The sequence below is a fragment of the Aerosticca soli genome (assembly GCF_003967035.1).
Classification (GTDB): Bacteria; Pseudomonadota; Gammaproteobacteria; order Xanthomonadales; family Rhodanobacteraceae; genus Aerosticca; species Aerosticca soli.
The window spans coordinates 2,763,773-2,788,839 of sequence record NZ_AP018560.1 but is presented as its reverse complement, the minus strand read 5'-3'; the positions used below and the strand labels follow the sequence as shown (position 1 = coordinate 2,788,839).

Sequence of the window (25,067 nt, the reverse complement as noted above, 5' to 3'; positions counted from 1 at the left end):
TTCGCCGCCCGTACACCGCCGGAGACGCCGCGATGCCGCGCATTCTGGTGATCGAGGATGATGCGGTGACCGCCGGCGAGATCGCCGCGGAACTGGCCGTGCATGGGCTGGATGCCGACCGTGTGGCCGACGGCGGCGAGGGCCTGCGGCGCGCCTGCACGCAGGCCTACGATCTCATCACCCTGGACCGCATGCTGCCCGGCATGGATGGCATCGACGTGGTGGCTGCGCTGCGCGGGCGTGGCATCGACACCCCGGTGCTGATGATCAGCGCCCTTTCCGACGTCGACGAGCGCGTACGCGGCCTGCGCGCCGGCGGCGACGACTACCTTACCAAGCCGTTCGCGCCGGACGAAATGGCGGCGCGCGTGGAAGTGCTGCTGCGCCGCCGTCAGGCGCAGGAGCAGACCCGGCTGTGCGTGGCCGATCTCGAACTTGACCTCGTGCGTCGCGTCGCGCGCCGCGCCGGACGGCCGCTCACGCTGTTGCCCACGGAGTTCCGGCTGCTCGAGTACCTGATGCGCAACCATGGCCAGGTGCTCACCCGGGCGATGATCTTCGAGGCGGTGTGGGGGTTTCATTTCGATCCCGGCACCAACCTCATCGACGTGCACATCGCCCGCCTGCGGCGCAAGCTCGATGGCCCGGGGCTGCCGTCGCTGATCCGTACCGTGCGGGGCAGCGGCTATCTGCTTGCGCCGGCCGGGTGAGCGTGCTGGCATGAGGCCATGCGATCCCTGCCGCATTGCCTGCGCGATGCCATGAGCCTGCCTGCGGTGCCCGGCGCCTGGCGTTCGGCCGCCTCGCGGTTGATCCTCGTCTACGGCGCGCTGTTCGCCCTGTGGGCGCTGCTGCTGCTCGGCGTCGTGCAATGGGAGGCTACGCGCTATCTCAACGGGGTGATCGACCAGCTGCTCGAGCAGCGCATGCGTTATCTCCTCGCCACCGAGCCGACCCAGCTGCCGGCGGCGGTGGCCGCGGCCAGCGCCATCGACCCCAACGGACTGATGGCGCTCGGCCTGTTCGACCGTGAAGGCACACGTCTGGCCGGCAACATCGTGCGCGTGCCGGACGCCCTGCCGGCCGATGGCGCGGTGCATCTGCTCGGCCGTGGCCTGCCGCGTACGGCCGAAGGCCGTGCGAGCCGTGCCCGGGTGCTGGCGACACGGCTGGGCGACGGCCGCCTGCTGGTGGTGGCGCGCGACACCAGCACCATCGACGGCCTGGGCGCGATCATCCGCCGTGCACTGGTCTGGGGACTTTCGTTGACCCTGATCCCCGGCGTGCTGGGCGGTCTGCTGCTGCACCGCGGTCATCTGCGCCGCATCCGTGCCCTGGCCGCGGCCACCGAACCCATCCGCCGCGGCGATCTCGCCCGCCGCCTGCCGGTCAGCCGCCGCGGCGACGAGCTCGATCAGCTCGCCGGCATCGTCAACGGCATGCTCGACGAGATCGAACGTCTGCTGAGCGAGGTCAAGGGCGTGTGCGACAACATCGCCCACGACCTGCGCACGCCGCTCACCCACCTGCGCGCGCGGCTCTACCGCGTGCAACAGCAACTGGCCGACCGGCCGCAGGCGGCGCTGCTGGACGCGTGCATGGGCGACATCGACGCGGTGCTGGTGCGGTTCCGCGCGCTGCTGCGGATCTCCGAGCTGGAGGAACGCCAGCGCGCGGATTTCGGCGTGGTCGATCCGGCCGAATTGCTGCGCCAGGTGCACGAATGCTATGCGCCACTCGCCGAGGATCGCGGCCAGCGCTTCGTGCTCGACCTGGCCACGAATGCGCGCCTGCACGGCGACGCTCACCTCTTGTTCGAGGCGCTGGCCAACCTGGTCGGCAACGCGATCAAGTTCGCTCCGCCGGGCGGCGAGATCCAGTTGCGGATGCTGGCCACGACGGCCGGGACCTGCATCGAGGTGTGCGACGACGGCCCGGGCATCCCCGAGCAAGAGCGCGAGATGGTGACCCGGCGCTTCTATCGCGGCGACAAGTCGCGTCATCAGCCCGGTTCTGGCCTCGGACTCAGCATCGTCAGCGCCATCGCGCGCCTGCACGGCTTTACGCTGGAGATCGACCGCAGCCAGCGCGGCGGCGCGCGCATCGCGCTGCACTGCCCGGCCCGCGCGGGCCATCCCGCCGTGATGGACCTCGCCCCGCCTTGAGGCTTCGCTGGCGCGGGGCGGAGATGAAAATATCTTCATCCCGGTGCCGCGGTCCGGCCGCCGGGCCCATGCCACAATTTTCCGAGCATCCTCGCGCTCGGAAAACCCCCGCATGCTAGGCCTCGTCCGGATCGCACTTACGCGGCCCTACACGTTCATCGTCCTCGCCCTGCTCATCCTCATCATCGGCCCCCTGGCCGCCCTGCGCACACCGACCGACATCTTCCCGGAGATCCGCATCCCGGTGATCGCGGTGGTGTGGCAGTACAACGGGCTTTCGCCGGGACAGATGGCCGGCCGCGTGACCGCGCCCTACGAGCGCGTGCTCACCACCACGGTGAACGACATCGAGCACATCGAGGCGCGCTCGATCGCCGGTTTCGGCATCATCAAGATCTTCTTCCAGCCCGGGGTCAACATCGCCACCGCCAACGCGCAGGTCACCGCGGTGTCGCAGACCCTGCTCAAGCAGCTGCCGGCCGGCATCACGCCGCCGATGATCCTCAACTTCAACGCCTCGACGGTGCCGATCCTGCAGCTTGCGCTGTCGGGCAAGGGGCTCACCGAGCAGAATCTGGCCGATCTCGGCCTGAACACGCTGCGTCCGCAGCTGGTGACGGTGCCGGGCGCGGCGATCCCGCTGCCCTACGGCGGCAAGACCCGGCAGGTGCAGATCGACATCGACCCGGCCAAGCTGCAGGCGCGCGGCCTGTCGGCGCAGGACGTGGCCAACGCGCTGGCGGCGCAGAACCTGATCACGCCGGTCGGCACGCAGAAGATCGGCAGCTTCGAGTACACCGTGCTGCTCAACAACGCGCCCGATGCGCTGGACGCGCTGGGTGATCTGCCGGTCAAGACGGCCGACGGCACCACGGTCTACGTCCGCGACGTGGCCCAGGTGCGCGACGGCGCGCCGCCGCAGACCAACGTGGTGCACGTCGACGGCGGCCGCTCGGTGCTGGTCAACATCTTCAAGAACGGTGCGGTGTCCACCCTGGCCATCGTCGCGGGCGTCAAGCAGCGCGTAGAGGATGCGCGCGCTTCGCTGCCCGATGCGCTCAAGATCGCGCCGATCGGTGACCAGTCGCTGTTCGTGCGGGCGGCGATCAGCGGCGTGGCCAAGGAGGGGTTGATCGCCGCGGCGCTGACCAGCCTGATGGTGCTGCTGTTCCTGGGCAGCTGGCGCTCGACAGTGATCATCGCGGTGTCCATCCCACTTGCCGTGTTGGGCTCGATCATCGCGCTGTCCGCGCTCGGCGAGACGCTCAACATCATGACCCTGGGCGGGCTCTCGCTCGCCGTCGGCATCCTCGTCGACGACGCCACGGTGACCATCGAGAACATCAACTGGCATCTGGAGCACGGCAAGGACGTGGAGACCGCAATCATGGACGGCGCGCGGCAGATCGTGACGCCGGCCTTCGTCTCGCTGCTGTGCATCTGCATCGTGTTCGTGCCGATGTTCTTCCTCGAGGGCGTGGCGCGCTTTCTGTTCGTGCCGATGGCCGAAGCGGTGATGTTCGCCATGGTCTGCTCGTTCATCCTCTCGCGCACGCTGGTGCCGACCCTGGCCAAGTACCTGCTGCGACCGCACGCGCCGCACACCGACGAGCACGGCACCGACGCGGCGCTCGGGCCTTCGCGCAACCCGCTGGTGCGTTTCCAGCGCCATTTCGAGGCGCGCTTCGAGCGCGTGCGCGAGGCTTACCGCGGGCTGCTGGCGATGGCGATGGGCAGCCGGCGCGCCTTCGTCAGCGGTTTTCTCGCCTTCGTGCTGCTGTCGTTTCTGCTGATGCCGTTTCTCGGCCGCAATTTCTTTCCGGACGTGGATGCCGGTCAAATCCTGATGCATGTGCGGGCGCCGGTCGGCACCCGGATGGAGGAGACCGCGCGGCTGTTCGCGCAGATCCAGGACCGCATCCGGCAGATCATCCCGCCCGCCGAGCTGGGCACGCTGGTCGACAACATCGGCCTGTCCAACAGTTCGATCAACAACGCCTACAACAACACCGGCACCATCGGCGAGCAGGACGGCGACATCCAGATCGCGCTGGAGGAAGGCCATCACCCCACCGCCGGCTACGTGCGCCGGCTGCGCGAGGTGCTGCCGCGCGCCTTTCCCGGCACGGTGTTCTCGTTCCCGCCGGCCGACATCGTCAGCCAGATCCTCAACTTCGGTGCGCCGGCACCGATCGACCTGCAGATCCGCGGCGGCAAGCTCGGTCTGGATTTCGCCTATGCGCAGCGGCTGCTCGGCGAGATCCGCCGCGTGCCGGGCGTGGTCGATGCGCGCATCCAGCAGTCGCAGGCCAACCCAGTGTTCCGCGTCGACGTGGACCGCACCCACGCGCAGCTGCTTGGCATCACCGAGCGCGACGTCACCAACTCGCTGGTGGTGAACCTGGCCGGCTCGATCCAGGTGGCGCCGACCTACTGGCTCAATCCGGCCAACAACATCACCTACCCGATCGTGATGCAGACGCCGCAATACCAGCTCGACACGCTGACGGACCTGGCCACATTGCCGATCAGCGCCGCCGGTGGCGCACGTCCGCTGCAGCTCCTGGGCGGCTTGGCCAGCATTCGCCGCGACGCCGACAACGCGGTGGTCAGCGAATACAACATCCAGCCGATGGTGGAGATCTTCGCCGCCACCCAGGGGCGCGACCTGGGCGCGGTGGCGGGCGACATCCGCACGCTCATCGACCGGCACGCCAAGGAGCTGCCGCGCGGCGCCCACGTCGCCCTGCTCGGCCAGGTGGAGACCATGCAGAACGCGTTCTCCGGGCTCCTCTTCGGCCTCTTGGGCGCCATGGTGCTGATCTATCTCCTGATCGTGGTGAACTTCCAGTCCTGGAGCGATCCGTTCGTGATCATCACCGCGCTGCCGGCGGCACTGGCCGGCATCGTCTGGATGCTGTTCGCCAGCCACACCACGCTGTCGGTGCCGGCGCTCACCGGCGCGATCATGTGCATGGGCGTGGCCACGGCCAATTCCATCCTGGTGGTGAGTTTCTGCCGCGAACGCCTGGCCGAACACGGCGATGCGGTGCTCGCCGCCGTCGAGGCCGGCTTCGTGCGTTTCCGGCCGGTGCTGATGACCGCGCTGGCGATGATCATCGGCATGACGCCGATGGCGCTCGGCCTCGGCGAAGGCGGCGAACAGAACGCCCCGCTCGGCCGCGCGGTGATCGGCGGCCTGCTGTTCGCCACCTGCGCCACGCTGTTTTTCGTGCCGGTCGTGTTCAGCCTGATCCACGGCCGCCGCGGCGCCGCCGCATCCGTTTCCGGAGCCTCCGCCCATGTCCACTGAGCTGCCCACGCCTTCCGAACACAGCCGCCGACGCGTGCGGCTTGGCCTGCGCATCGCCCTCGTCGCCGCCCTGCTGGTGGCGGCGGCGGGCCTTGCCCTGCGCTTCATGCAGTCGCGCCAGTTGCGCCAGTGGACCGATGCGCAGGCGGTGCCGACGGTCAGCGCCGTGCAGCCCGAGCACGGGCAGCCGAGTGCCGAGCTCACCCTGCCCGGACGCCTGGAGGCCTATGCGCAGGCGCCGCTCTATGCCCGGGTCAGCGGCTATCTCAAGAGCTGGCGGCGCGACATCGGCGCGCCGGTCAAGGCCGGCGAGCTGATCGCCGAGATCGACACCCCCGATCTCGACCAGCAGCTGCTGCAGGCCCGCGCCGATCTTGCCAATGCCCAGGCCAACGCCGCGCTGGCCAAGATCAGTGCACAGCGCTGGCAGTCGATGCTGGCTTCCGATTCGGTGTCACGCCAGGAAGTGGACGAGAAGACCAGCGACTACGCCGCCCGCCAGGCGCAGGTCCGGGCCGCGCAGGCCAACCTCGAACGCATGCAGGCGATGAAGCGTTTCGCCCGCATCGTCGCGCCGTTCGACGGCATCGTCACCGCGCGCAACACCGACGTCGGCGCGCTGATCGACGCCGGCGCGGTCGGCGGCCAGGAGTTGTTCGCCGTCTCCGACACCCGCCAGCTGCGGGTCTACGTGCAGGTGCCGCAAAGCTACGCGCCGCAGGTCCGGCCCGGCATCGCTGCCAAGCTCAGCGTGCCCGAGTATCCGGGGCAGGATTTCCCCGCCCGCGTCGAGGCGGTGGCACAGGCAGTGCGACCGGATTCGGGCAGCATGCAGGTACAGCTGCTGGTGCCGAACCCGGAAGGCCGCCTGCTGCCCGGTGGCTTTGCCAACGTCGCCTTCGAGCTTCCCGCCGCGGCGGCGCTGCGCATCCCGGCCAGTGCGCTGGTGTTCGACCAGCAGGGGCTGCGCGTGGCCACGGTGGATGCGGGCGGCAAGGTTCGCTTCAAACGGGTGAGCATCCTGCGCGACCTCGGCAAGGCGGTGGAGATCGGCAGCGGGCTGGATCCGTCCGACCGGGTGATCGACAGTCCGCCCGATGGCCTGGTCGACGGCACGGCGGTGCAGCTGGCCGGCAAGCCGGCCGCCGCCGCTGCGGAGGATCGCCGCCATGCGCCGACCTGAACGCACCGTCCTGGCCGGGCTGTTTGCGCTCGCCCTGGCCGGCTGCGCGCTGGCGCCGCCGTACCAGCCGCCCGCGGTGCCGGTGGCGGCGGCTTATCAGGGGCCCTGGCAGCCGGCGCAGCCGGCCGACCAGCTGCCGCGCGAGGGCTGGTGGCGGATCTACGCCGAGCCCGAGCTCGATCGCCTGCAGCAGGAACTCCTGCGCGGCAATACCGATCTTGCCGCCGCCTATGCCCATTACCGGCAGGCCGCGGCCTATACCGCGCAGGCACGGGCCGGGCTGTTCCCGCAGATCTCGCTCGGCGCCGACGCCGAGCGCAACCGCCAGTCGGACACCAAGCCGTTGCGCGGCGCCACCTCGCCGTCCTACTACGATGCCTATACGGTGGATGCACAGCTCGACTACGAGATCGACGTCTGGGGGCGCGTGCGCGCGGCGGTCGAGGCCGGTCGTGACGAGGAACTGGCCAGTGCCGCCGACCTGGCCGCGGTGCGGCTCAGCCTGCAGGCGACGCTGGCCGACGACTACCTGCAACTGCGCGGCCTCGATCAGCAACTGGACCTCCTGCGGCAGAGCACCGACGCCTATGCCAAGGCGCTGGAGCTCACCCGTTCGCGCCACCAGGGCGGCATCGCCTCGGGGCTGGACGTGGCCCGCGCGCAGACCCAGCTCGATGCCGTGCGTTCGCAGCTGGCGCAGGTTGAGGCGCAGCGTGCGCTGATGCAACACGCCATCGCGGTGCTGGTCGGCCAGTCGCCCTCGCGTTTCAGTCTCGCTGCGGCCACCCGCGCCCCGGCACCACCGGCCATTCCACCCGCGGTGCCTTCCACCCTGCTCGAGCGGCGTCCGGACATCGCCGCCGCCGAACGCCGGGTGGCCGCGGCCAATGCCCGCATCGGCGTGGCCCGTGCCGCTTACTTTCCATCGCTGAGCCTGAGCGCGGTCGGCGGCTGGCAGAGCGACCGCTGGGGCGATCTCGTTTCCGCGCCCAACCGATTCTGGGCGATCGGCCCCGGGCTGGTGTTCGATCTCTTCGACGGTGGCCGGCGCAAGGCGGAGGTGGCGGCGGCCAAGGCCGCCACCGACGAAGCCGCCGCGCGCTACCGCGGCGTGGTGCTGGCGGCCTTCGCGCAGGTGGAGGACGAGCTCAGCCTGCTCGATCGTCTGGGCAGCGCGAGCGCGCAGCAGCATGCCGCCGCCGAGGCCGCGCAGCACGCGCTGGACCTGGCGATGGACCGCTATCGCGCCGGTGCGGTGGGCTACCTCGACGTGGTGCAGGCGCAGACCGCTGCGCTCGATGCCAAGCGCAGCGCGCTCGACCTCGATACCCGTCGGCTGAGCGCCAGCGTACGGCTGGTGCGCGCCTTGGGTGGCGGCTGGCAGGCCGGCCCGGATTACGGGCGGGCGGTGGCCGATGGCGCGGCCGCCGGGGCGCGGTAGGTCGCCGCCGCGCCCGCGATGCCCGGCCATCCACGCCAAGGGGTTTCGCTAATAGAGATCGATCGGGTCGACGTCCAGCGACCAGCGTACCCGGTGCGCAGCCGGCAGCGCACCGAGGCCCTCGGCCCAGGGCCTGAGCGCGGCGTGCAGTTCGGCGCGGCGGTCGGCCTCCAGCAGCAGCTGGCCGCGCGCACGGCCGGCGCGACGGGGCATCGGCGCCGGCATCGGGCCGGCCACGCGCAGTCCGGGTGGGGGTGACAAGGCGGCGCGGGCGGCGGCGAGAAAGGCCTCCACCGCCTGCGCCTGCGGCGCCTCGGCACGCAGCAACACCTGATGCGCATAGGGCGGCAGCGCCGCGGCGCGACGTTCGGCGAGCAGACTGCGCGAGGCGGCGGCATAACCGTGGGCGAGCAGTTCGCGCAGCAGCGGATGGTCGGGGTGATGGGTCTGCAGGAGCACCTGCCCGGGCTTGGCGGCGCGGCCGGCGCGGCCGGCGACCTGCACGATGAGCTGCGCCAGCCGTTCGCCGGCGCGGAAGTCCACGCTGTACAGACCCTCGTCGACGCCGACGATGGCGACCAGGGTGAGGTTGGGCAGATCGTGCCCCTTGGCCAGCATCTGCGTGCCGACCAGGATCGCTGGACGGTCTTCCGCCAGCGTGCCGAGCAGGTCCTCGAAGGCGTTGCGCCGGCGGGTGGTCTCGCGGTCGACGCGGATCACCGGCACGGCTGGAAAGTGCCGCGCCAGCGCCTCCTCCAGCCGCTCGGTGCCCTGGCCCTGCGGCTTGAGCGCCGCCGCGCCGCAGTGCGGGCAGAGCGACGGCACCGGCGCCTGGTGGCCGCAGTGGTGGCACTGCAGCAGGCGGCGCGTCGCGTACAGCGTCAGCGGCCGCTCGCAGCGCGGGCAATCCGCATGCCAGCCGCAGGCATGACACAGCAGCACCGGCGCGTAGCCGCGGCGGTTCTTGAAAACCAGCGCCTGTTCGCCGCGCGCCACGGTCGTGCCGACGGCTGCGAGCAGTGCCGGGGTCAGCCCATGCTCCAGGGTCTGCGCGCGCAGGTCGACGATACGCACCGTCGGCGCCTGCGCGGCCCGTGGCCGCGCGCGCAGGTGCAGGGCCCGATAGCGGCCGGCTTCGACATTGGCCAGGGTTTCCAGCGCCGGCGTGGCCGAGCCCAGCAGCACCGGCACGCCGAGCGCACGGGCGCGCACCAGGGCGAGATCGCGGGCGTGATAGCGAAAACCTTCCTGCTGCTTGTAGGCGGCGTCGTGCTCCTCGTCGACCACGATCAGCCCGGCATCCGGCAGCGGGGTGAACACCGCCGAGCGGGTGCCCAGGATCACCTTCGCCTCGCCGCACCGGGCGCGCAGCCAGGCGCGCGCGCGTTCGCCCTCGGCCAGCCCCGAATGCAGCACCTCCACCGGCACGCCCAGGCGTTCGCGCAGGCGCCGCGCGGTCTGCGGGGCGAGCCCGATCTCGGGCACCAGCACCAGGCTCTGCCGGCCGGCGGCGAGTGCGCGGGCGATCAGCGCGAGATACACCTCGGTCTTGCCGCTGCCGGTGACGCCGTCGAGCAGGAACGGCTGGAAACGCCCGAAGCTGGCCGCCACCGCGTCCACCGCGGCCTGTTGTTCCGTGCCGAGCACCGGGGCTGGCAAGGGCGCCGGCGCGGCCGCGGGTGCGGCCGTGGCGCGCTCGATGAGCCCGGCGCCGGCCAGGCGGCGGGCCGCCGCGCGCCAGCCCGGCACGGCGGCATCGAGCTCCCCGGCCCGGCAGGCCCCCCCGGCGAGCGCGGCGAGCAGGGCCAGGCTGGTGCCGCGCCTGCGGCCCGCGGCCAGGGCCGCGTGGCCGGCGGCGGTCAGCGTCCAGGCCTCCGGATGCGGGTCGGGACAGGGACGCGGCTCGCGCAGGGCGAGCGGCAGGGCCTGGGCATAGACCTCGCCGGGCGCGCCGAGCCAATAGTCGGCCGCCCAGGCCAGGCTGCCCATCAGCTCGGCGTCGAGCAGCGGCGTTTCGTCCAGCACCGCGAGCAAGGATTTGAGCCGCTCCGGGGCGACCTGCGCCTCCGCAATGATGCCGACGACCACGCCGACCAGTCGTCGTCGCCCGAACGGCACCAGCACCCGGCAGCCCGGCGCGGGCAGACGATCCGCGGGACGGTAATCGAACAGCCGGGTCACCGGCACGGGCAGGGCGACGCGGACGAGGGGCGGCATGCAGCTTCGCGAGGGGTGCAGGCGCACAAGCATAGCGGCCGGCGCCGCATGCGGGGTTGAGGCCGCCCCGCAGCTGGCACGCCCAAGTGGTTCACCTGGCAGTTAATTTGCGTTTATCCACAATCTCTGTGGATAACTCTGTGGACGGTCATGGAGCGAAGGGCTGCCATAGCGGTCCGCAGGCCATGCGTCACGCCTTGGTCATTTTTTGACCAATCAAAAATGTTTTTATATTTCAATTATTTATGAATCATCCATGGGCCCGCTTCACGAAGCATGCACCAACTGCCCGGCCGCCTTAACAGTGCCGTGACACTGTGCAAAACGCTTGACAAGCGCCCGCGGATGCCTTTCCCAAAGCGGCGCCGACACCTGCGACGGGCCGATGGCTTTTAGCTCTTGCGGCGGAAGGCCACGCTATCGGTCGGCATGACTGCTCCCTCAGCAAAGCGGCTAATCTGTCCGCTTTGCCGCCGATCGCGCCGCCATGAGCACACCGCCGCCGCTGCCCTCCCGCCGCCCGCACGGTTTCCGCGCTTTCCTGCGCCGACTGGGGCGCGGTCTCAACCTGGTGCGCTTGGTGATCCTCAACCTGGTGTTCTTCGGCCTGCTTGCGCTGGTGGCCTTGCTGGTCCTGGGCGGCATCGCCGGCAACCGCCTGGCCCGCACCGTGCAGGACAACAGCGTGCTGGTGCTGAAGCTCAAGGGCACGCTGGTCGAGCAGTACAGCCTGGATCCGCTGCAGCGGACGCTGGCCGGGCTGTCCGGCGATGCGCCCCGGCAGGTGCAGGTGCGCGATCTGGTTGCGGCCATCGACGCCGCGGCCGGCGATGCGCGCATCACGCGCCTCCTCTTGATGCCCGAGGACCTGCATGCCGGCGGTTTCGCCGCCCTGCGCGAGGTGGGCGCGGCGCTGGATCGCTTCCGCGCCCGCGGCAAGCCGGTGATCGCCTGGGGCGTCAATCTGGAACAGGGGCCGTATTACCTGGCGGCGCATGCCGACCGCATCCTGCTCGATCCGCAGGGCGGGGTGATGCTCACCGGCCTGGCCAACTATCGGCTGTTCTACAAGAACCTCCTGGACCGGCTGGGGGTGGACGTGCACCTGTTCCGCGTCGGCCAGTACAAGAGCGCCGCCGAACCCTTCGTGCAGGACCACGCCTCGCCGGAGGCCAAGGAAGCCGACCGTTACTGGATGGGCGGGTTGTGGGACGAATACCTGGTCGAGGTGGCCGCCCGGCGCGGCATGACGCCCGCGAACCTGCGGGCACTGATCGACGGCCTGCCCGAGCGCATCGGCGCGGCGCAGGGCGATCTCGCCCGGCTGGCGGTCGCCGAGCACCTGGCCGACGCCACCGCCACCCGCGCCGAGCTCGAGGCGTGGATGCGCGGGCAGGGTGTCCCGCCCGGCAAGCGCGGCGAGGGTTTCCGGCAGATCGCCTTCGGTCGCTACCTCGCCGGGCTCGGCCATGCCGATGCGCTGCGGCCCGGGGTGGCGGTGGTGGTGGCCGAGGGCGAGATCAGCCCGGGCCAGCAACCGCAGGGCGAGATCGGCGGCGATTCCACCGCCGCGCTGATCCGCGCCGCCCGGCTCGACCGGCGTACCCGCGCACTGGTGCTCAGGATCGATTCGCCCGGCGGCGAGGTCTACGCGGCCGAGCAGATCCGGCGCGAAGTGGAGCTCACCCGCGCGGCCGGCATACCGGTGGTGGTGTCGATGGGCGACGTGGCGGCGAGCGGCGGCTACTGGATCGGCATGAACGCCGAGCGCATCTATGCCGAACCGAACACGATCACCGGCTCGATCGGCATCTTCGGGCTCTACTACACGATCCCCGGCACGCTGGACAAGGTCGGCGTGAAGAGCGACGGCGTGGCCACCGGGCCGCTGGCCGGCGCCTTCGACATCACCCGGCCGCTCGACCCGCGCGTCGCCGCCCTGATCCAGGCCGTGATCGACAAGGGCTATCGGGATTTCGTCGGTCGCGTGGCCAAGGCGCGCGGCAAGGACTACGCCAGCATCGACGCGGTGGCGCAGGGCCGGGTCTGGACCGGCCGGCAGGCGCTGGAGCGCGGTCTGGTCGACCGCCTGGGCGGCCTGCGCGAGGCGATCGCGGATGCGGCCGAACGGGCCAAAATGGGCGATCACTACGGCGTGCGCTACGTGGAGCGTCCGCTCGGCGGACTGTCCGCGCTGTTCGGCGATGCCGATCCGGATGCGCTCGAGCAGGCGCTCGCCGCGCTCGGCCTGCCGCGCCCGGCGGCGCTGGCCCGCCTGGCCGGCCGCAGGCTGGCGCCGCTCGAGCTGCTGCGCCGGGCGCCGGCCGGCCGGCCCAACGTCTACGCCCACTGCTACTGCGCGCCGCCCGACGGGTGGTGAATCAGGCCAGCGCCGCGCTGTACCACGGGTCGCGGCGCTCGATCCGCATCGGCACGCCGAACAGCGCCGACAGCGGCGTATCGGCGAGCAGTTCGGCCTTGGCGCCATCGGCGCGGATCTTGCCCTGATCGAGCAGGATCACCCGGCCGATTTCCGGCAGCACTTCCTCGACGTGGTGGGTGATCAGGATCAGCGTGGTGCCGCCCCGGGCGAGCTCGCGCAGGCTTTCCAGGAACTGCCGGCGCGCGGCCGGGTCGAGGCCGGTGCACGGCTCGTCCAGCAGCAGCGCCCGCGGGCCATGCACCAGTGCGCGGGCGATCAGCACGCGCCGCGCCTCGCCAGTGGACAGGCTGGCCAGCGGCCGCTCGCGCAGGTGCTCGACGCCGAGTGCGGTCAGCACGGCCTGGGCCCGCTCGCGCATCGCCGGGGTGACACGGTGGTCCAGACCGAGCGCGCGGGCGGCGAAGAACCCGGCGAGCACCGCCTCGCCGGCGCTGACCGGCTCGTCGAGGGCGAAATCGTTCTGCAGGGCCGGCGAGACGATGCCGAGCAGGCCGCGCAGTTCGTCGACCGCCCAGCGCTCGCGGCCGAATACGCGCACGCTGGCGCGGCCGTCGGCGCGGGCGAGCGGATAGAAGTTGCGGCTCAGCAAACCGGCCAGGCTCGATTTGCCCGAGCCGTTCGGCCCCAGGATGGCGGTGTGCTCGCCTTCGTCGATGCGCAGGCTGATGTCGTCGAGCACGGTGCGCGGGCCGCGCAGCACGCTCGCGTGGTCGAGTTCCAGCAGGGGCGATGAAGGCATGCTCGTCGTCAAGTCTTCGGGTTCGGGGGAAAAGGGCTGTTCGGCGGTTCAGTCGGCCGCCCAGCGCAGGCGGCGGCCTTCGGCGGCGCTGCGCTGGGCAAGCTCGATCAGAGCGAGCGCGTCGCGGGCCTGCTCGGCGCGCACCGGCGGCGGCGCGCCGTCGAGCAACGCCGCGGCGATGCCGCGGTAGTAGCTCTCGTAGCTGCCGCGCGCGTTGACCAGCGGCGTTTCGCGGCCGTCGCCGTCGATCAGCCGCGCGCGATGCGCGGGCGGTTCCTCGCCCCAGCCGGGCATGCCGGGGCGGCGGCCGGCGCGCAGCGCGGCCTCCTGACCGTCCAGGCCGTCGCGCAGGAAGCTGGCGCGCTCGCCGTGCACGGCCAGTTGCGGACCGGGTCCGGCGATCAGCGAGGAGACGCCGAGCAGCACCCGGCGACGGCCGTAATACAGGTCGAGCTCGAAAGCATCGGGCACCTGGGCCTGCGCGCGCTGCACGAACACGTCGGCGCTCACCGCCTCGGGCCGGCCGAACAGGAGCAGCGCCTGGTCGATCAGATGCGCGCCGAGGTCATACAGCACCCCAGCGCCGGGCGCTTGCGGCGCCTCGCGCCAGCCGCTCTTGGGCTGCGGGCGGAAACGGTCGAAGCGCGCCTCGTAGCGCATCACTTCGCCCAGCCGGTCTTCCTCGAGCAGGGCGCGCAGGGTGAGAAAACCGCTGTCCCAGCGCCGGTTCTGGAACACGCTGAGGAGCCGCTCCTGCCGTCTGGCCAGGGCGATCAGCGCGTCGGCCTCGGCCACCTGCACGGTGATCGGCTTGTCCACCACCACGTGCTTGCCGGCCTCGAGCGCACGCCTGGCCAGCGGAAAATGGCTGGCGTTGGGGCTGGCGATCACCACCAGCGCGATCGCCGGATCGTCGATCAGCGCCTCGGGCTCGGCCACGGCCGCGACACCGGGCAGGTCGCGGGCGATCTCCTCGCGGCGGCTGCTCGCCACCGCGACCAGCGCAAGCCGCGGCTCGGCCTGGATCAGCGGCGCATGGAAGTAGCGGCCGGCGGTGCCGTAGCCGATCAGGCCGGTGCGTACGGGGCAAGATGGCGTGTTCATGGGGTGTCCTCGTCGATGCGCTGGCGCTCGGCCGCCTGCTGGTGCTCCAGGGTCTGGCGGACGGCGCGGGCGCGCTGCTCGTCGGCCCGTAGCGCCGCCCAGGGCGGGCGGGTGCTGGCCGGGACGGCCGGCTGCGCCTGCGGTGCCGGCGGTTTGCCGGTGCAGGCGCCGAGCAGGAGCCATCCGAAGGGCAGAAGGGCGGCTTTCATCGCGGCGGCAGTGTGCAAGCTGCGAGTGTCGCCCGGTATCGCGGTGCAGGACAAGCGTCCTGGCAAGGCTATGATGCAGGCTTGAGACTCAAGCCTCGAGGGCATGGCCTTGGCCCACCTTTCCGATGCCTGGCGGCTTACCGGCCGCACCGCGCTCGTCACCGGTGCCAGCCACGGCATCGGCCGCGCCGCCGCCCGCGAGCTGGCCGGCTTCGGCGCGGATCTCTTGCTGGTCGCCCGCGACGCCGCCGGGCTGGAGACCACGCGCCAGGAGCTCGCCGAGGCGTTTCCGGCCATCGAAGTGCTCGCCCTGGCCGCCGATCTCGTCGAGGCGGAGGATCGCCTGGCGGTGTTCGACTGGATCACCGACCTCGGCTTCTCGCCCTCGATCCTGGTCAACAATGCCGGCGGCAACCAGCCCCGCGCCGCGCTGGACTACGCCCCGGAAGAGCTGCGCGCGATCTTCGAGCTCAACACCTTCGCCGCCTTCGAGATGTGCCGGCTGGCCCATCCCTTTCTGGCCACGCACGGCGGCGCGGCGATCGTCAACGTTGGCTCGGTGTCCGGCATCACCCACGTGCGCACCGGCGCGGCCTACGGCATGAGCAAGGCCGCGCTGCACCAGCTCACCCGCAACCTGGCGGTGGAATGGGCAGCCGACGGCATCCGCGTCAACGCGGTGGCGCCCTGGTACATCCGCACCCGGCGCTCGGCACTGGCGTTGGCCGACGCCGACTATCGGGAGGAAGTGCTCGAGCGCACGCCGCTCAAGCGCATCGGCGAGCCGGAGGAAGTGGCCGCGGCGATCGCCTTCCTGTGCCTGCCGGCGGCCGCCTACGTCACCGGCCAGGTGCTGGCGGTGGACGGCGGCTTCCTGGCGCTGGGGTTCTAAGCCTTAAAGCGGACGAGCGCGGACAGTTGTCCACAGCGACTGGGGAAAGGCTGGTGGCAAGCCTGTGGAAAGGTCGGATTTCCCCAAGGGTGGCGCGCGCTTGCCTTGATTTGCGCAAGTCTTGCGCAGGCTTTAGCGGCAGGCGCGCAGCTGTTCGAGCAAGGTGCGCTCGCGCGCCTCGAGCGGCGGCTTCTGGCTGTCGAAGGCGCGCTGCAGCTTGCGCTCCACCTCGGCGTAGGCGTCCGCGAGGGCCGCGCAGGTTTCGGCCGGGCTCAAGGCTTCGCAGCGGTCCTGCACCCAGACGTAGTAATTGGCGACCAGCGCGGCGGTGACCCGGCCGCGGTTGGCTTCGGGCGCCGACATGCCGGCGGCGCCGTGGTCGGGCCCGTAGACTTGAGAGAGCGGGGCGCCGAAGCGGCCGAGCATGCCGAGCGGTGCCTGGTAGGGCGCCGGCTGTCCGTTCTGGCTGAGGTAGGTTCCGCCGTCGGTGGCGCGTACGCAGCGGAACAGCGCCAGCAGGGGTGGCGGCGGTTCCGCGGCGGCCGGCGCCGGCGAAGGTGCGGGCCGGGCGAGCGGCGTGTCCGTCGCCGGTGCAGGCAAGGCGCTGGAAGGGCCCGCGTCCGGCAAGGACAGCCGTTTCGAGCGCGCCGACGGCGGGCAGGGGACATCCTGGTAGCTCACCGCGCCGGCGGCATCGGTGCATTGATAGACCGTGGTCGCCGCGGGCGGTGTGGCGGCGATCAGCAGGCACCAGGCCGGCAACCATCCGCTTCGGCGCGATCGCGGTGCAGCCACGACGCGGCCCCGCCTTTTCAGTAGCGAGGCACCGACGGATCGATCTCCCGCGCCCAGGCGTCCATGCCGCCTTCGACGTTGTAGACCTCGCTGAAGCCGTGGGCGACGAAGCGTTCGGCCACGGCGCGGCTGGAGATGCCGTGGTGACAGATGAAGGCGAGCGGGGTGTCCTTGGGCAGGCCGGCGAGCGCGGCGTAGCCTTCCTCTTCCAGCACGCGAGCCTGCGGCAGCGGTGCGGCCTGCGCGCGGCCTTCGGCGGGCCGCACGTCGATCAGGGTGAGCCCGCCCTCCGCCAGGCGACGGGCCAATTCCTGCACGTCGAGCGAGCGCAGCGCCCCGGGGAAACTCAGCGACAGGCCCTCGCCGCCGAGCGTGGAGACCCAGTCGATGACGATGCCCTGCGCCCGCCGCGCGCTGCCCGGATCCAGATGCACCTCGATGCCGTTGCTCACCGTGACGATGTCGTACTCGCCGGCCGGGGCGAGCTCGAAGCGGGCCTGACGGTTGGTGTCGATGGACAGATGCAGCGCCATGCCATCGGCCTCGCGCGTACCTTCGCGGATGGCCTGGGCGGCGCGGTCGGTGATGGTGATGGTCGGCGGCGTGCGGTCCGGCGGCGCCAGCCCGAACAGGGCGTGCAGCTCGCCGCTGGCATAGAGCTGGCGCACGATGTCGGCGCCGCCGACGAGTTCGCCCTCCACGTAGAGCTGCGGGATGGTCGGCCAGTCGCCGTAGCGCTTGATGCCTTCGCGCAAGGCCGGGTCCTCGAGCACGTTCACCGTGTGGTAGTCGGGCAGCACCTCGTCGAGCACCTGCACCACGGCGGCGGAGAAGCCGCACATCGGCTGCTGGCGCGTGCCTTTCATGAACAGCACGACACGGTGGGTTTCGAGCAGGGAGCGGATGCGTTCGCGGGTGGCCTCGTCGAGGGACATGCAAAAAACTCCAAAAAAAGACCGAAGGATCGCTTGCGATATGCCCCCGCCAGGGCCGTATTCAAGGGCGCGGGGACTTAAGTGGGCGGGCTTGCGGGCTATGATGAACTCTCCACGTCGCCGGCGCTAAGCTCCGGCCGTTTTTTCCCCACCGCTGATAAGGGTTTTCCTCATGACTTCATCGCTTCTGCGCAGGCTCGGGGCCCTTGGCCTGCTCGCCGCCAGCATGCCGGCCGCCGCGACCACTCAGGTCACGATCGAAGGCGCTCGCAGCTACATGGATTCGCACGGCACCAATGCCGCGTTCGTCGAGGCGGTGTTTCCCGAACACGCGCTCGGCCAGCGCTTCAGCTGGGCCCCGGACATCACGGCCGGCTGGATCGACGGCCGCGACATCGCCAAGTATCGCGACGACAAATACGGCACCCGTTCCTCGGTGGCGCTGCTCGCCGCCGGCGCGCGCTTCAGCTACGGCGATGAGCACGACTGGTACCGGCCGTTCTTCTTCAGTTTCCAGGTCGCCGGCACCAACCACACGACCATGGCCCTTTCCAGCCATTACCAGTTCGTCAGCACTCTCGGTTGGCAGGCCAGCCATTTCATGGCCGCGATCCGGCACATTTCCAACGGCAGCCTGAGCGGCCCCAACCGCGGCGAGACGATGGGGCTGGTCGGGGTGACTTTCGCGTTCTAAAAAAACTCGCGCCGCCCGCGTGGCATGCGGGCGGCCATGTCGGCCTCAATGGCCGCCGCTGGCTTCGGCGCCGCCCTTGGCGCCGAACGGCGGCCGGGTCAGCCAGATCACCAGGATCAGGCTGAGGAAGATCCAGCCGAGCACGTGGAACACCTCGTTGAACGAGATCTGGTATCCCTGCTGGGTGATCATCTGGTTGATCGAGGCATAGGCCTTTTCGCCGCCGCCGAGCTGCTGCACCCAGTCGTTGGCGATGGGGTCGTACGGGCTGATGTGCTCGGTGAGCTGCGCATGGTGCACCACCGCGCGGCGTTCCCACATGTAGGTGGTGAGCGAGGCGGAGAAACTCGCCGCCAGCGTGCGTAGGAAGGTGGCCAGGCCGCTGCCGGCGGCGATTTCGTTGTTCTGCAGATCCGACAGCAGGATGGTGATCACCGGCATGAAGAACAACGCCACGCCCAGGCCCTGGAACAGCTGCACCAGGGCGACGTGCTTGAAGTCGATGTCGAGATAGAAATCCGAGCGCATGAAACACGTCAGGCTCATCACCAGGAAGGCGGCCGACGCGAGCAGGCGCAGGTCCATGCGCATGGCGTATTTGCCGACCATGAAGGTGAGCAGCACCGGCATCACGCCGATCGGCGCCGCCGCCAGGCCGGCCCAGGTCGAGGTGTAGCCCAAGTTGCGCTGCAGCCACTGCGGCACCAGCAGGCCGATCGAGAAGAACGAGGCGTAGGACAGCACCAGTGCCAGCGTGCCGTAGCGGAAGTTGTGGTGGCGGAACAGCTTCAAGTCCACGATCGGGTGTTCGTCGGTGAGCTCCCAGATCAGGAAGATCGCCAGGCCGATCGCGGCGACGATCGTGGTCACCACGATGAAGTGCGAGTTGAACCAGTCCTCGTCGTTGCCCTTGTCGAGCACGATCTGCAGCGCGCCCACGCCGACGATCAGCGTGATCAGGCCGACGTAGTCCATCCGCGGCCGTGAGGTCGGATCGGCGCGGCCACGCATCTGGTTGGCCACCACCGTGCTGGCGAAAATGCCGATCGGCACGTTGATGAAGAAGATCCACGGCCAAGAATAGTTGTCGGTGATCCAGCCACCGAGGATGGGGCCGGCGATCGGCGCGACCACGGTGACCATCGACAGCAGCGACAGCGCCATCGCGCGCCGCGAAGGCGGATAGACCGAGATCAGCAGGGCCTGGGTGATCGGGTACATCGGCCCGGCCACCGCGCCCTGCAGCGCGCGGAAGCCGATCAGCAGATTCATGCTCTGCGCGACGCCGCACAGGAAGGATGCCAGCGAGAACAGCATGGTCGCCCACACGAACAGCTTGACCTCGCCGAAGCGACGGGTGAGGAAGCCGGTCAGCGGCAGCGCGATCGCGTTGCTCACCGCGAAGGAGGTGATCACCCAGGTGCTCTGGTTCACGCTCACGCCGAGATTGCCGGCGATGGTCGGCAGCGACACGTTGGCGATGGTGGTGTCCAGCACCTGCATGAAGGTCGCCAGCGACAGACCGATCGTGGTCAGCGCCAGATTCGGTGGACGGAAACTCGTGCTCATGGCTGCTCGTGATGACTGGCCGGGCGCCAGGCCCGGCCAGCGCCGGCGGTGCCGGCGTGGGAGGAAAGGGCGCCTTGCGCGGCCTTAGCCGGCCTTGGCCTTGTGCCGGCCGGGGTTCGGGTCGTCGGGCGCCGGCTGCGTGTCGTCGTCGCGTGCGTTGCCGGCCATGTTGGCGTGGATGATCCGTGCGATCAGGGCGTCGGCTTCGGCCAGCTCACGGGCATAGACCTCGGTGTCGTAGCGCGGCTGGGCCGGCGGCTGGGCGGACAGCAGGGGACCGCTGCGGTCATGCAGGCTGACCCGGGTCACTGTCGACAGGCCGATGCGCAGCGGGTGTTCGTCCAGCTGCCTGGGATCGGTGAAGGTCACACGCACCGGCACGCGCTGCACGATCTTGATCCAGTTGCCGGTGGCGTTCTGCGCCGGCAACAGCGAAAAGGCGCTGCCGGTGCCCACGCCCAGACTCTCGATCCGGGCCTTGTAGACCACGTCGCCGCCGTAGAGGTCGGCAGTCACCTCGACCGGCTGGCCGATGCGCATGTGGGTGAGCTGGGTTTCCTTGAAATTGGCATCCACCCACACCTCGTGCAGCGGCACCACCGCCATCAGCGCCTGCCCCGGCGCCACGCGCTGGCCGAGCTGCACGCTGCGCCGGGCGACGTAGCCGTCCACCGGCGCGACCACGGTGGCGCGCTGGCGGTCGAGATAGGCCGCACGCACCCGCGCCGCGGCCGAGCGCACGTCCGGGTGCGAGCCGACCACGGTGTCGTCGATCAGCACCTTGCTGGTGGTGTATTGCTGCTTGGCGGCGATCAGGGCGTTCTCGGCGGCGGTGAGTTCGTCGCGGGTGTGGGCCAGTTCCTCGCCGGAGATGGCGCCAGACTTGGCCAGGTCGCGGCGGCGTTCGAAATCGGCGCGGGCCTTCTCCACCGCGACCTGGCGGGCGGCGACCTCGGCCGCGGCACCGGAGGCGGTGGAATACAGGCCGCGCACCCGTCGCACCGTGCCGGCCAGGGCCGCCTCGGCCTCGCCCAGGGCCACCTCGGTATCGCTGGCGTCGAGCAGGACCAGGGTGTCGCCGGCATGCACGCGGTCGCCGTCGTCGGCGACGATGCGGGTCACCGTGCCGGCGATCTGCGGCGTCACCTGCACGATGTTGCCGCCGACATAGGCGTCGTCGGTCTCCTCGTACCAGCGGCCGTCGAGGAAGTACCACAGCACCCAGCCGATCAGGGCCAGGAGCACGACGATGGCGAGCAGGCGCAGCAACAAGCCGCGGCGGCTCTTGGGGGGCGTGGCGGCCGGCGTGGCCGCGGCGGGGGCTGGAGTGGACATGGGACGGATGCCTTGGGACTTTTATGAAAAATGTTGGACAGCGACGTTTCCGCACGGGCTTGCCGTACGCGGCCTGCGCGGCCGGTTTTGCGGAGACGCCGGGTTTTCCGCTTCAAAAACCTTCAGGGAATGCATTTCACGGCTGCGCCACGGAGGAGACCGACTCGGCGTTCGGCGTGCCCGGCGCCGGTGATTGCGGCTGGTAGCCGCCACCCAGCGCCTGCACCAGCAACACCGACTGGTCGAGCTGCTGCGCCTCGAGCGCAGCCATGCGCTGCTCGGCGACCAGGAGCTGCTGGCGCACCACCAGCGCCTCGAGATAGCTGCCGACGCCGGCGCGATAGCGCTGCTCGGCCAGCGTCCAGGCCTGCCGGGCGGCATCCAGCGCGCGCTGCTGCGCGGCGATCTGCTTGCTCAGCGACTGCAGCGCATCGACGTCGTCGGCGACCTGGTTGAGCGCGCCAACCAGGGTCTGGTTGTACTGCGCCACGGCCAGGTCGTACTGCGCATCCATGCTGGCCAGATCGGCGCGACGGCGGCCGCTGTCGAAGATCGGCAGGCTGATCGCCGGGCCGGCCTCGTAGAAGCGCGCCGGCATCTGCAGCAGGTTGGTGCCGCCCATCGACACCAGTCCGGCGAGGGCGCTCAGGCTGACGTCGGGCATGAATTGCGCCTTGGCCCAGTCGATGTCGCGCGCCGCCGCCTCCACCCGCCAGCGGGCGGCGACCAGATCGGGGCGGTGGCCGATCAGACCGACCGGAAGATCCGTAGGCACCGCCAGCGCGGCCGGTTGCAGGGGCCGCGGCCGGGCCAGGTCCAGGCCGCGGTCGGGGCCCTTGCCGAGCAACACCGACAGCGCCGAACGCGCCGCGTCGATGGTGCGCTCGGCCAGCGCGAGCTGCTGCTCGGCGGCGGCGACCTCGCTGTCGGCCTGCTTGAGCTGCATCTGGTTGTCCAGCCCGGCGCGGACGCGCTGCTCGGTCAGCTGGCGGGCCTGCCGGGCGCGGTCGAGCTCGGCTTGGGCGACGTCGTGCTGGGCGAAGGCATAGCCCAGTTGCACGTAGGCGCGGGCGACATTGGCGGAAGTCTCGATACGCGCGGCGCGTGCCTCGATCTCGGCGGCACGGGCACGGCCCAGCGCCGCTTCCCACGCCGCGCGCTGGCCGCCCCACAGGTCCAGCCCCCAGCTGAATCGCGCATAGGCGTATTTGGAAGCCTTGAAATGGCCGCCGCCGGCCTCGGCGGGCAGCACCGTGGTGGGGATGCGCGCACCGCTGACGCTGCCGCCGGCGTCCACCTCGGGGCCGCGGTCGGCATCGGCCGAGGCGGCCTGCGCCTCGGCCTGGCGGGCGCGGGCATCGGCGACCGCCAGGTCGGGGTTGTCGGCCAGGGCTTCGGCGATCAGTGCATCGAGCTGGGGATCGGCCAGGCCGGTCCACCAGTCGGTGGTCGGCCAGGCGGCGGGCGTGAGTCCGGCCAGACTGCGCTTGGCCTCGAGCGAGGCCGGATCGAGCGCTTTGCCCGTGGGATGCAGGCCGCCGGTGCCGACGCATGCCGCCAGCATCAGGGTCGAAGCGGTCGCCACCGCGAAACGTTGCAGACGCATGGCCATCAGAGCCTTGGGATGAAAGGGTTCAATGCTTGTCGCGCAGCGCATGCAGGACGCGCTGCAGGTAGTCGAACAGCCGCGCGCGCTCGGTCGCATCGAGCGAGCGCTGCGCCGCGGCGAGCACCCGTTCGTTGCAACCGGCCAGTTGCTGGCGCAGCGCTTCGCCGGCCGGGGTGAGTTCGATGCGCAGCGCGCGGCGGTCCTGCGCGTGCGGGGTGCGGCGCAGGTAGCCCTTGGCCTCCAGCTGGTCGAGCTGGCGGGTCATGGCGCCGCCGTCGAGTTCCACCGCGCGGGCCAGTTCCGAGGCGGTGGTCGGCCCCATGGCGCCCAGCCGCTTGAGGATCAGGAACTGGGTGAAGCGCAGGTCCAGCCCAAGGGCGGCCAGTTCAGCCTCCAGGGCGCGCACCAGCTCGGCACGCACCAGCCCGAGCAACACACCCAGGCTTTCCTGGGTAGGCGGCTGGTGTGAAGTTTCCGTAGTCATGGGGCGCGCATTCTACGGCGGCGACAATAATTGTCAAGGCAAATATTGGCCTTGATTTTTTTGCGGCGGCAAGCTTGATGCGACGCAGAAAAACGCGGTGGAGCGCTCTTTTCCGGTGCCAGTGCCACCCCGGTTGACTGGACCGGGGCGTCATACGCTATGATCCAACAAACATTTGGATATTCAAATATGCATACTTACGACATCGTTGACGCACTGCTGGGCGGCGTGCTGATCGGCGCCGCCGCCGGCTTGCTGATGGCGGGCCTGGGCCGCATCGCCGGCATCAGCGGCATCACCGGCGGACTGCTGAGCGCGGCGGCCGGCGATCGGGCCTGGCGCGTGGCTTTCGTGCTCGGGCTCGTCGCCGGGCCCTGGTTGCGCGTGCTGGCCGGCGGGCCGTCCGGTATCGATCCGCCACTGGCGGGGCTGCCGTGGATGGCCCTGGCCGGCGCCCTGGTCGGCATCGGTACGCGGCTGGCCAACGGGTGCACCAGCGGGCACGGGGTTTGCGGGTTGGCCCGGCTTTCGCCGCGTTCGCTCGCGGCCACGCTGGTCTTCATCGCCTGCGGCATGGCCACCGTGGCCGTGCTACGGCACGTCGCCGGGTGGCCGTCATGAAGAAGCTGGCCATGGCCTTCCTCGCCGGTGCGCTGTTCGGGTTGGGCTTGAGCATCGGCGGCATGACCCGGCCGACGGTGGTCCTCGGTTTCCTGGATGTCGCCGGTCATTGGCAACCGCAGCTGGCCTTCCTGATGGCCGCGGCGGTGCCGACGGCCGCGCTGACCTATCGCCTGGCCTGGCGCCGCCAACGCCCCTGGTGCGAGGCGACCTTCCGGCAGCCGGCCGCCCGCCGCATCGATGCGCAGCTGCTCGCGGGCGCGGCGCTGTTCGGCATCGGCTGGGGCATCGCCGGTTATTGCCCGGGTCCCGCGCTGGCGGCGCTCGTCGTCGGTGGCCCTGCGCTGTGGGTCTGGCTGGCGACGATGCTGGCCGGCTGGTGGCTGACCGACCGTCTGCTCGGTCGTTGATGGGCGTCGTCTTTTGATCATTCCGCGGAGATCTGCCATGTCCCGTCCCGAAGTCCAATCGTTCTTCCATGCCCGCAGCTCGACCTTCAGCCATGTCGTCATCGATCCGCAGACCGGCCGCGCCGCGATCATCGACGGCGTGCTCGACTATGACCCCGCTGCCGGGCGCACCAGCCACGCCAGTGCCGACGCCATCGTTGCCTGGGTGCGCGAGCATGGCCTGACCGTGGAGTGGGTGATCGACACCCACGTGCATGCCGATCACCTGACCGCCGCCCCGTATCTGCGCGAGCAGCTCGGCGGCCGGATCGGCATCGGCGAGCACGTGCGCACGGTGCAGCGCACGTTCGGCGAGCTCTTCAACGCCGGGCCGGAGTTCGCCCGTGACGGCCGCCAGTTCGATCACCTGTTCAGCGATGGCGAACGCTATCGGGTGGGAAACATCGAGGCCTTCGCCATGCACACCCCCGGTCATACCCCGGCCTGCATGACGCACGTGATCGGCGACGCCGCCTTCGTCGGCGACACCCTGTTCATGCCCGACTATGGCACCGCCCGTTGCGACTTCCCCGGCGGCGATGCGGCGGCGCTGTACCGCTCGATCCAGCGCATCTTCACGCTGCCCGAGGCCACGCGGCTTTTCATGTGCCACGACTACAAGGCGCCGGGGCGCGACCATTACGCCTGCCAGACCACGGTGGGCGAGGAGCGAAGGCACAACGTGCACGTGCACGAGGGCGTGAGCGAGGCCGAGTTCGTCGCCATGCGCCGCGCGCGCGACGCCACCTTGAGCATGCCCGAGCTGATCCTGCCCTCGGTGCAGATCAACATGCGCGCCGGCCACAAGCCGCCGCCGGAAAGCAATGGCGTGAGCTATCTCAAAATTCCCCTGGACGTCTTGTGAGGACT

21 protein-coding genes are annotated in these 25,067 nt (G+C 70.5%); 11 read left to right on the top strand and 10 right to left on the bottom strand.

The genetic code is table 11. The features are described from left to right. Positions 1 to 32 precede the first annotated feature (32 nt). From ALSL_RS13135 to ALSL_RS13115, 5 genes are all read left to right on the top strand, one after another. Positions 33 to 710 (top strand): response regulator transcription factor, encoded by a 678-nt coding sequence (locus tag ALSL_RS13135; protein ID WP_126539771.1) that lies wholly within the window; start codon positions 33 to 35, stop codon positions 708 to 710. A gap of 18 nt (positions 711 to 728) precedes the next feature. Next, positions 729 to 2,165 carry a sensor histidine kinase gene (locus ALSL_RS13130; protein ID WP_231700237.1) on the top strand — a complete coding sequence of 479 codons (1,437 nt, stop codon included), beginning with the start codon at positions 729 to 731 and terminating at the stop codon, positions 2,163 to 2,165. 112 nt (positions 2,166 to 2,277) lie between these two features. Continuing rightward, a complete protein-coding gene (locus ALSL_RS13125) occupies positions 2,278 to 5,478 on the top strand; it encodes an efflux RND transporter permease subunit (RefSeq protein ID WP_126539769.1) in 3,201 nt (1,066 codons plus the stop codon). Further along, positions 5,468 to 6,661: an efflux RND transporter periplasmic adaptor subunit gene (locus tag ALSL_RS13120; protein ID WP_126539767.1), complete on the top strand. Its 1,194-nt coding sequence runs from the start codon at positions 5,468 to 5,470 to the stop codon at positions 6,659 to 6,661. Before ALSL_RS13125 ends, ALSL_RS13120 begins: the two co-directional genes overlap by 11 nt. Beyond that, positions 6,648 to 8,102, top strand: a complete 1,455-nt coding sequence (locus tag ALSL_RS13115) for an efflux transporter outer membrane subunit (protein WP_126539765.1) — start codon at positions 6,648 to 6,650, stop codon at positions 8,100 to 8,102. Before ALSL_RS13120 ends, ALSL_RS13115 begins: the two co-directional genes overlap by 14 nt. 48 nt (positions 8,103 to 8,150) lie before the next feature. On the opposite strand, the gene ALSL_RS13110 is transcribed toward ALSL_RS13115, so the two are convergent. Further along, positions 8,151 to 10,319, bottom strand: a complete 2,169-nt coding sequence (locus ALSL_RS13110) for a primosomal protein N' (protein WP_126539763.1) — start codon at positions 10,317 to 10,319, stop codon at positions 8,151 to 8,153. A 487-nt stretch (positions 10,320 to 10,806) separates the two neighbouring features. Here ALSL_RS13110 and sppA point away from each other — a divergent pair, with 487 nt between their 5' ends. Next, positions 10,807 to 12,699, top strand: coding sequence for a signal peptide peptidase SppA (gene sppA, locus ALSL_RS13105; RefSeq protein WP_126539761.1), 1,893 nt, complete (start codon positions 10,807 to 10,809; stop codon positions 12,697 to 12,699). Position 12,700: 1 nt separating this feature from the next. Here the strand turns inward: sppA and ALSL_RS13100 are convergent, their stop codons facing one another. The 3 genes from ALSL_RS13100 to ALSL_RS13090 are packed head-to-tail and all read right to left on the bottom strand — an operon-like array spanning position 12,701 to position 14,814. Beyond that, a complete protein-coding gene (locus ALSL_RS13100) occupies positions 12,701 to 13,501 on the bottom strand; it encodes an ABC transporter ATP-binding protein (RefSeq protein WP_126539759.1) in 801 nt (266 codons plus the stop codon). Positions 13,502 to 13,549: 48 nt separating this feature from the next. Beyond that, positions 13,550 to 14,605, bottom strand: coding sequence for an oxidoreductase (locus tag ALSL_RS13095; protein ID WP_126539757.1), 1,056 nt, complete (start codon positions 14,603 to 14,605; stop codon positions 13,550 to 13,552). After that, positions 14,602 to 14,814 (bottom strand): hypothetical protein, encoded by a 213-nt coding sequence (locus tag ALSL_RS13090; protein WP_126539755.1) that lies wholly within the window; start codon positions 14,812 to 14,814, stop codon positions 14,602 to 14,604. Before ALSL_RS13090 ends, ALSL_RS13095 begins: the two co-directional genes overlap by 4 nt. Before the next feature lie 103 nt (positions 14,815 to 14,917). Here ALSL_RS13090 and ALSL_RS13085 point away from each other — a divergent pair, with 103 nt between their 5' ends. Beyond that, positions 14,918 to 15,706 carry an SDR family oxidoreductase gene (locus ALSL_RS13085; RefSeq protein ID WP_126539753.1) on the top strand — a complete coding sequence of 263 codons (789 nt, stop codon included), beginning with the start codon at positions 14,918 to 14,920 and terminating at the stop codon, positions 15,704 to 15,706. Between the two features lie 132 nt (positions 15,707 to 15,838). On the opposite strand, the gene ALSL_RS13080 is transcribed toward ALSL_RS13085, so the two are convergent. Beyond that, on the bottom strand, positions 15,839 to 16,468 hold the full coding sequence (locus tag ALSL_RS13080; protein ID WP_126539751.1) for a DUF4124 domain-containing protein: 630 nt from the start codon (positions 16,466 to 16,468) through the stop codon (positions 15,839 to 15,841). A gap of 50 nt (positions 16,469 to 16,518) precedes the next feature. Beyond that, the gene (grxD, locus tag ALSL_RS13075; RefSeq protein WP_126539749.1) at positions 16,519 to 17,436 is read right to left on the bottom strand and encodes a Grx4 family monothiol glutaredoxin; all 918 of its coding nucleotides are present in this window, start codon (positions 17,434 to 17,436) and stop codon (positions 16,519 to 16,521) included. 172 nt (positions 17,437 to 17,608) lie between these two features. Between grxD and ALSL_RS13070 the strand changes: the two genes are divergently transcribed. Next, a complete protein-coding gene (locus ALSL_RS13070; RefSeq protein WP_126539747.1) occupies positions 17,609 to 18,130 on the top strand; it encodes an acyloxyacyl hydrolase in 522 nt (173 codons plus the stop codon). A gap of 45 nt (positions 18,131 to 18,175) precedes the next feature. Here the strand turns inward: ALSL_RS13070 and ALSL_RS13065 are convergent, their stop codons facing one another. From ALSL_RS13065 to ALSL_RS13050, 4 genes are all read right to left on the bottom strand, one after another. Then, positions 18,176 to 19,699 (bottom strand): DHA2 family efflux MFS transporter permease subunit, encoded by a 1,524-nt coding sequence (locus tag ALSL_RS13065; RefSeq protein WP_126539745.1) that lies wholly within the window; start codon positions 19,697 to 19,699, stop codon positions 18,176 to 18,178. Between the two features lie 84 nt (positions 19,700 to 19,783). Next, positions 19,784 to 21,034: an HlyD/EmrA/EmrK family protein gene (locus ALSL_RS13060; RefSeq protein WP_126539742.1), complete on the bottom strand. Its 1,251-nt coding sequence runs from the start codon at positions 21,032 to 21,034 to the stop codon at positions 19,784 to 19,786. A 136-nt stretch (positions 21,035 to 21,170) separates the two neighbouring features. Further along, positions 21,171 to 22,640 carry an efflux transporter outer membrane subunit gene (locus ALSL_RS13055; protein ID WP_126539740.1) on the bottom strand — a complete coding sequence of 490 codons (1,470 nt, stop codon included), beginning with the start codon at positions 22,638 to 22,640 and terminating at the stop codon, positions 21,171 to 21,173. Positions 22,641 to 22,668: 28 nt separating this feature from the next. Next, on the bottom strand, positions 22,669 to 23,127 hold the full coding sequence (locus ALSL_RS13050; protein WP_126539738.1) for a MarR family winged helix-turn-helix transcriptional regulator: 459 nt from the start codon (positions 23,125 to 23,127) through the stop codon (positions 22,669 to 22,671). Positions 23,128 to 23,316: 189 nt separating this feature from the next. On the opposite strand from ALSL_RS13050, the gene ALSL_RS13045 reads away from it, so the two are divergent. From ALSL_RS13045 to ALSL_RS13035, 3 genes are read left to right on the top strand one after another with little or no spacing between them, the layout of a single operon-like run. Then, positions 23,317 to 23,748: a YeeE/YedE family protein gene (locus tag ALSL_RS13045; protein ID WP_126539736.1), complete on the top strand. Its 432-nt coding sequence runs from the start codon at positions 23,317 to 23,319 to the stop codon at positions 23,746 to 23,748. Then, a complete protein-coding gene (locus tag ALSL_RS13040) occupies positions 23,745 to 24,158 on the top strand; it encodes a DUF6691 family protein (RefSeq protein WP_126539734.1) in 414 nt (137 codons plus the stop codon). The genes ALSL_RS13045 and ALSL_RS13040 overlap by 4 nt, the downstream gene beginning before the upstream one ends. Positions 24,159 to 24,195: 37 nt before the next feature. Beyond that, positions 24,196 to 25,062, top strand: coding sequence for an MBL fold metallo-hydrolase (locus tag ALSL_RS13035; RefSeq protein ID WP_126539732.1), 867 nt, complete (start codon positions 24,196 to 24,198; stop codon positions 25,060 to 25,062). The last annotated feature ends 5 nt before the right edge of the window (positions 25,063 to 25,067 follow it).

Bases quoted from the DNA above. Each gene is read 5' to 3' on its own strand.
- ALSL_RS13135 (WP_126539771.1), top strand. From the start codon at position 33: ATGCCGCGCATTCTGGTGATCGAGGATGATGCGGTGACCGCCGGCGAG.
- ALSL_RS13130 (WP_231700237.1), top strand. From the start codon at position 729: ATGCGATCCCTGCCGCATTGCCTGCGCGATGCCATGAGCCTGCCTGCG.
- ALSL_RS13125 (WP_126539769.1), top strand. From the start codon at position 2,278: ATGCTAGGCCTCGTCCGGATCGCACTTACGCGGCCCTACACGTTCATC.
- ALSL_RS13120 (WP_126539767.1), top strand. From the start codon at position 5,468: ATGTCCACTGAGCTGCCCACGCCTTCCGAACACAGCCGCCGACGCGTG.
- ALSL_RS13115 (WP_126539765.1), top strand. From the start codon at position 6,648: ATGCGCCGACCTGAACGCACCGTCCTGGCCGGGCTGTTTGCGCTCGCC.
- ALSL_RS13110 (WP_126539763.1), bottom strand. From the start codon at position 10,319: ATGCCGCCCCTCGTCCGCGTCGCCCTGCCCGTGCCGGTGACCCGGCTG.
- sppA (WP_126539761.1), top strand. From the start codon at position 10,807: ATGAGCACACCGCCGCCGCTGCCCTCCCGCCGCCCGCACGGTTTCCGC.
- ALSL_RS13100 (WP_126539759.1), bottom strand. From the start codon at position 13,501: ATGCCTTCATCGCCCCTGCTGGAACTCGACCACGCGAGCGTGCTGCGC.
- ALSL_RS13095 (WP_126539757.1), bottom strand. From the start codon at position 14,605: ATGAACACGCCATCTTGCCCCGTACGCACCGGCCTGATCGGCTACGGC.
- ALSL_RS13090 (WP_126539755.1), bottom strand. From the start codon at position 14,814: ATGAAAGCCGCCCTTCTGCCCTTCGGATGGCTCCTGCTCGGCGCCTGC.
- ALSL_RS13085 (WP_126539753.1), top strand. From the start codon at position 14,918: ATGGCCTTGGCCCACCTTTCCGATGCCTGGCGGCTTACCGGCCGCACC.
- grxD (WP_126539749.1), bottom strand. From the start codon at position 17,436: ATGTCCCTCGACGAGGCCACCCGCGAACGCATCCGCTCCCTGCTCGAA.
- ALSL_RS13070 (WP_126539747.1), top strand. From the start codon at position 17,609: ATGACTTCATCGCTTCTGCGCAGGCTCGGGGCCCTTGGCCTGCTCGCC.
- ALSL_RS13065 (WP_126539745.1), bottom strand. From the start codon at position 19,699: ATGAGCACGAGTTTCCGTCCACCGAATCTGGCGCTGACCACGATCGGT.
- ALSL_RS13060 (WP_126539742.1), bottom strand. From the start codon at position 21,034: ATGTCCACTCCAGCCCCCGCCGCGGCCACGCCGGCCGCCACGCCCCCC.
- ALSL_RS13055 (WP_126539740.1), bottom strand. From the start codon at position 22,640: ATGCGTCTGCAACGTTTCGCGGTGGCGACCGCTTCGACCCTGATGCTG.
- ALSL_RS13050 (WP_126539738.1), bottom strand. From the start codon at position 23,127: ATGACTACGGAAACTTCACACCAGCCGCCTACCCAGGAAAGCCTGGGT.
- ALSL_RS13045 (WP_126539736.1), top strand. From the start codon at position 23,317: ATGCATACTTACGACATCGTTGACGCACTGCTGGGCGGCGTGCTGATC.
- ALSL_RS13040 (WP_126539734.1), top strand. From the start codon at position 23,745: ATGAAGAAGCTGGCCATGGCCTTCCTCGCCGGTGCGCTGTTCGGGTTG.
- ALSL_RS13035 (WP_126539732.1), top strand. From the start codon at position 24,196: ATGTCCCGTCCCGAAGTCCAATCGTTCTTCCATGCCCGCAGCTCGACC.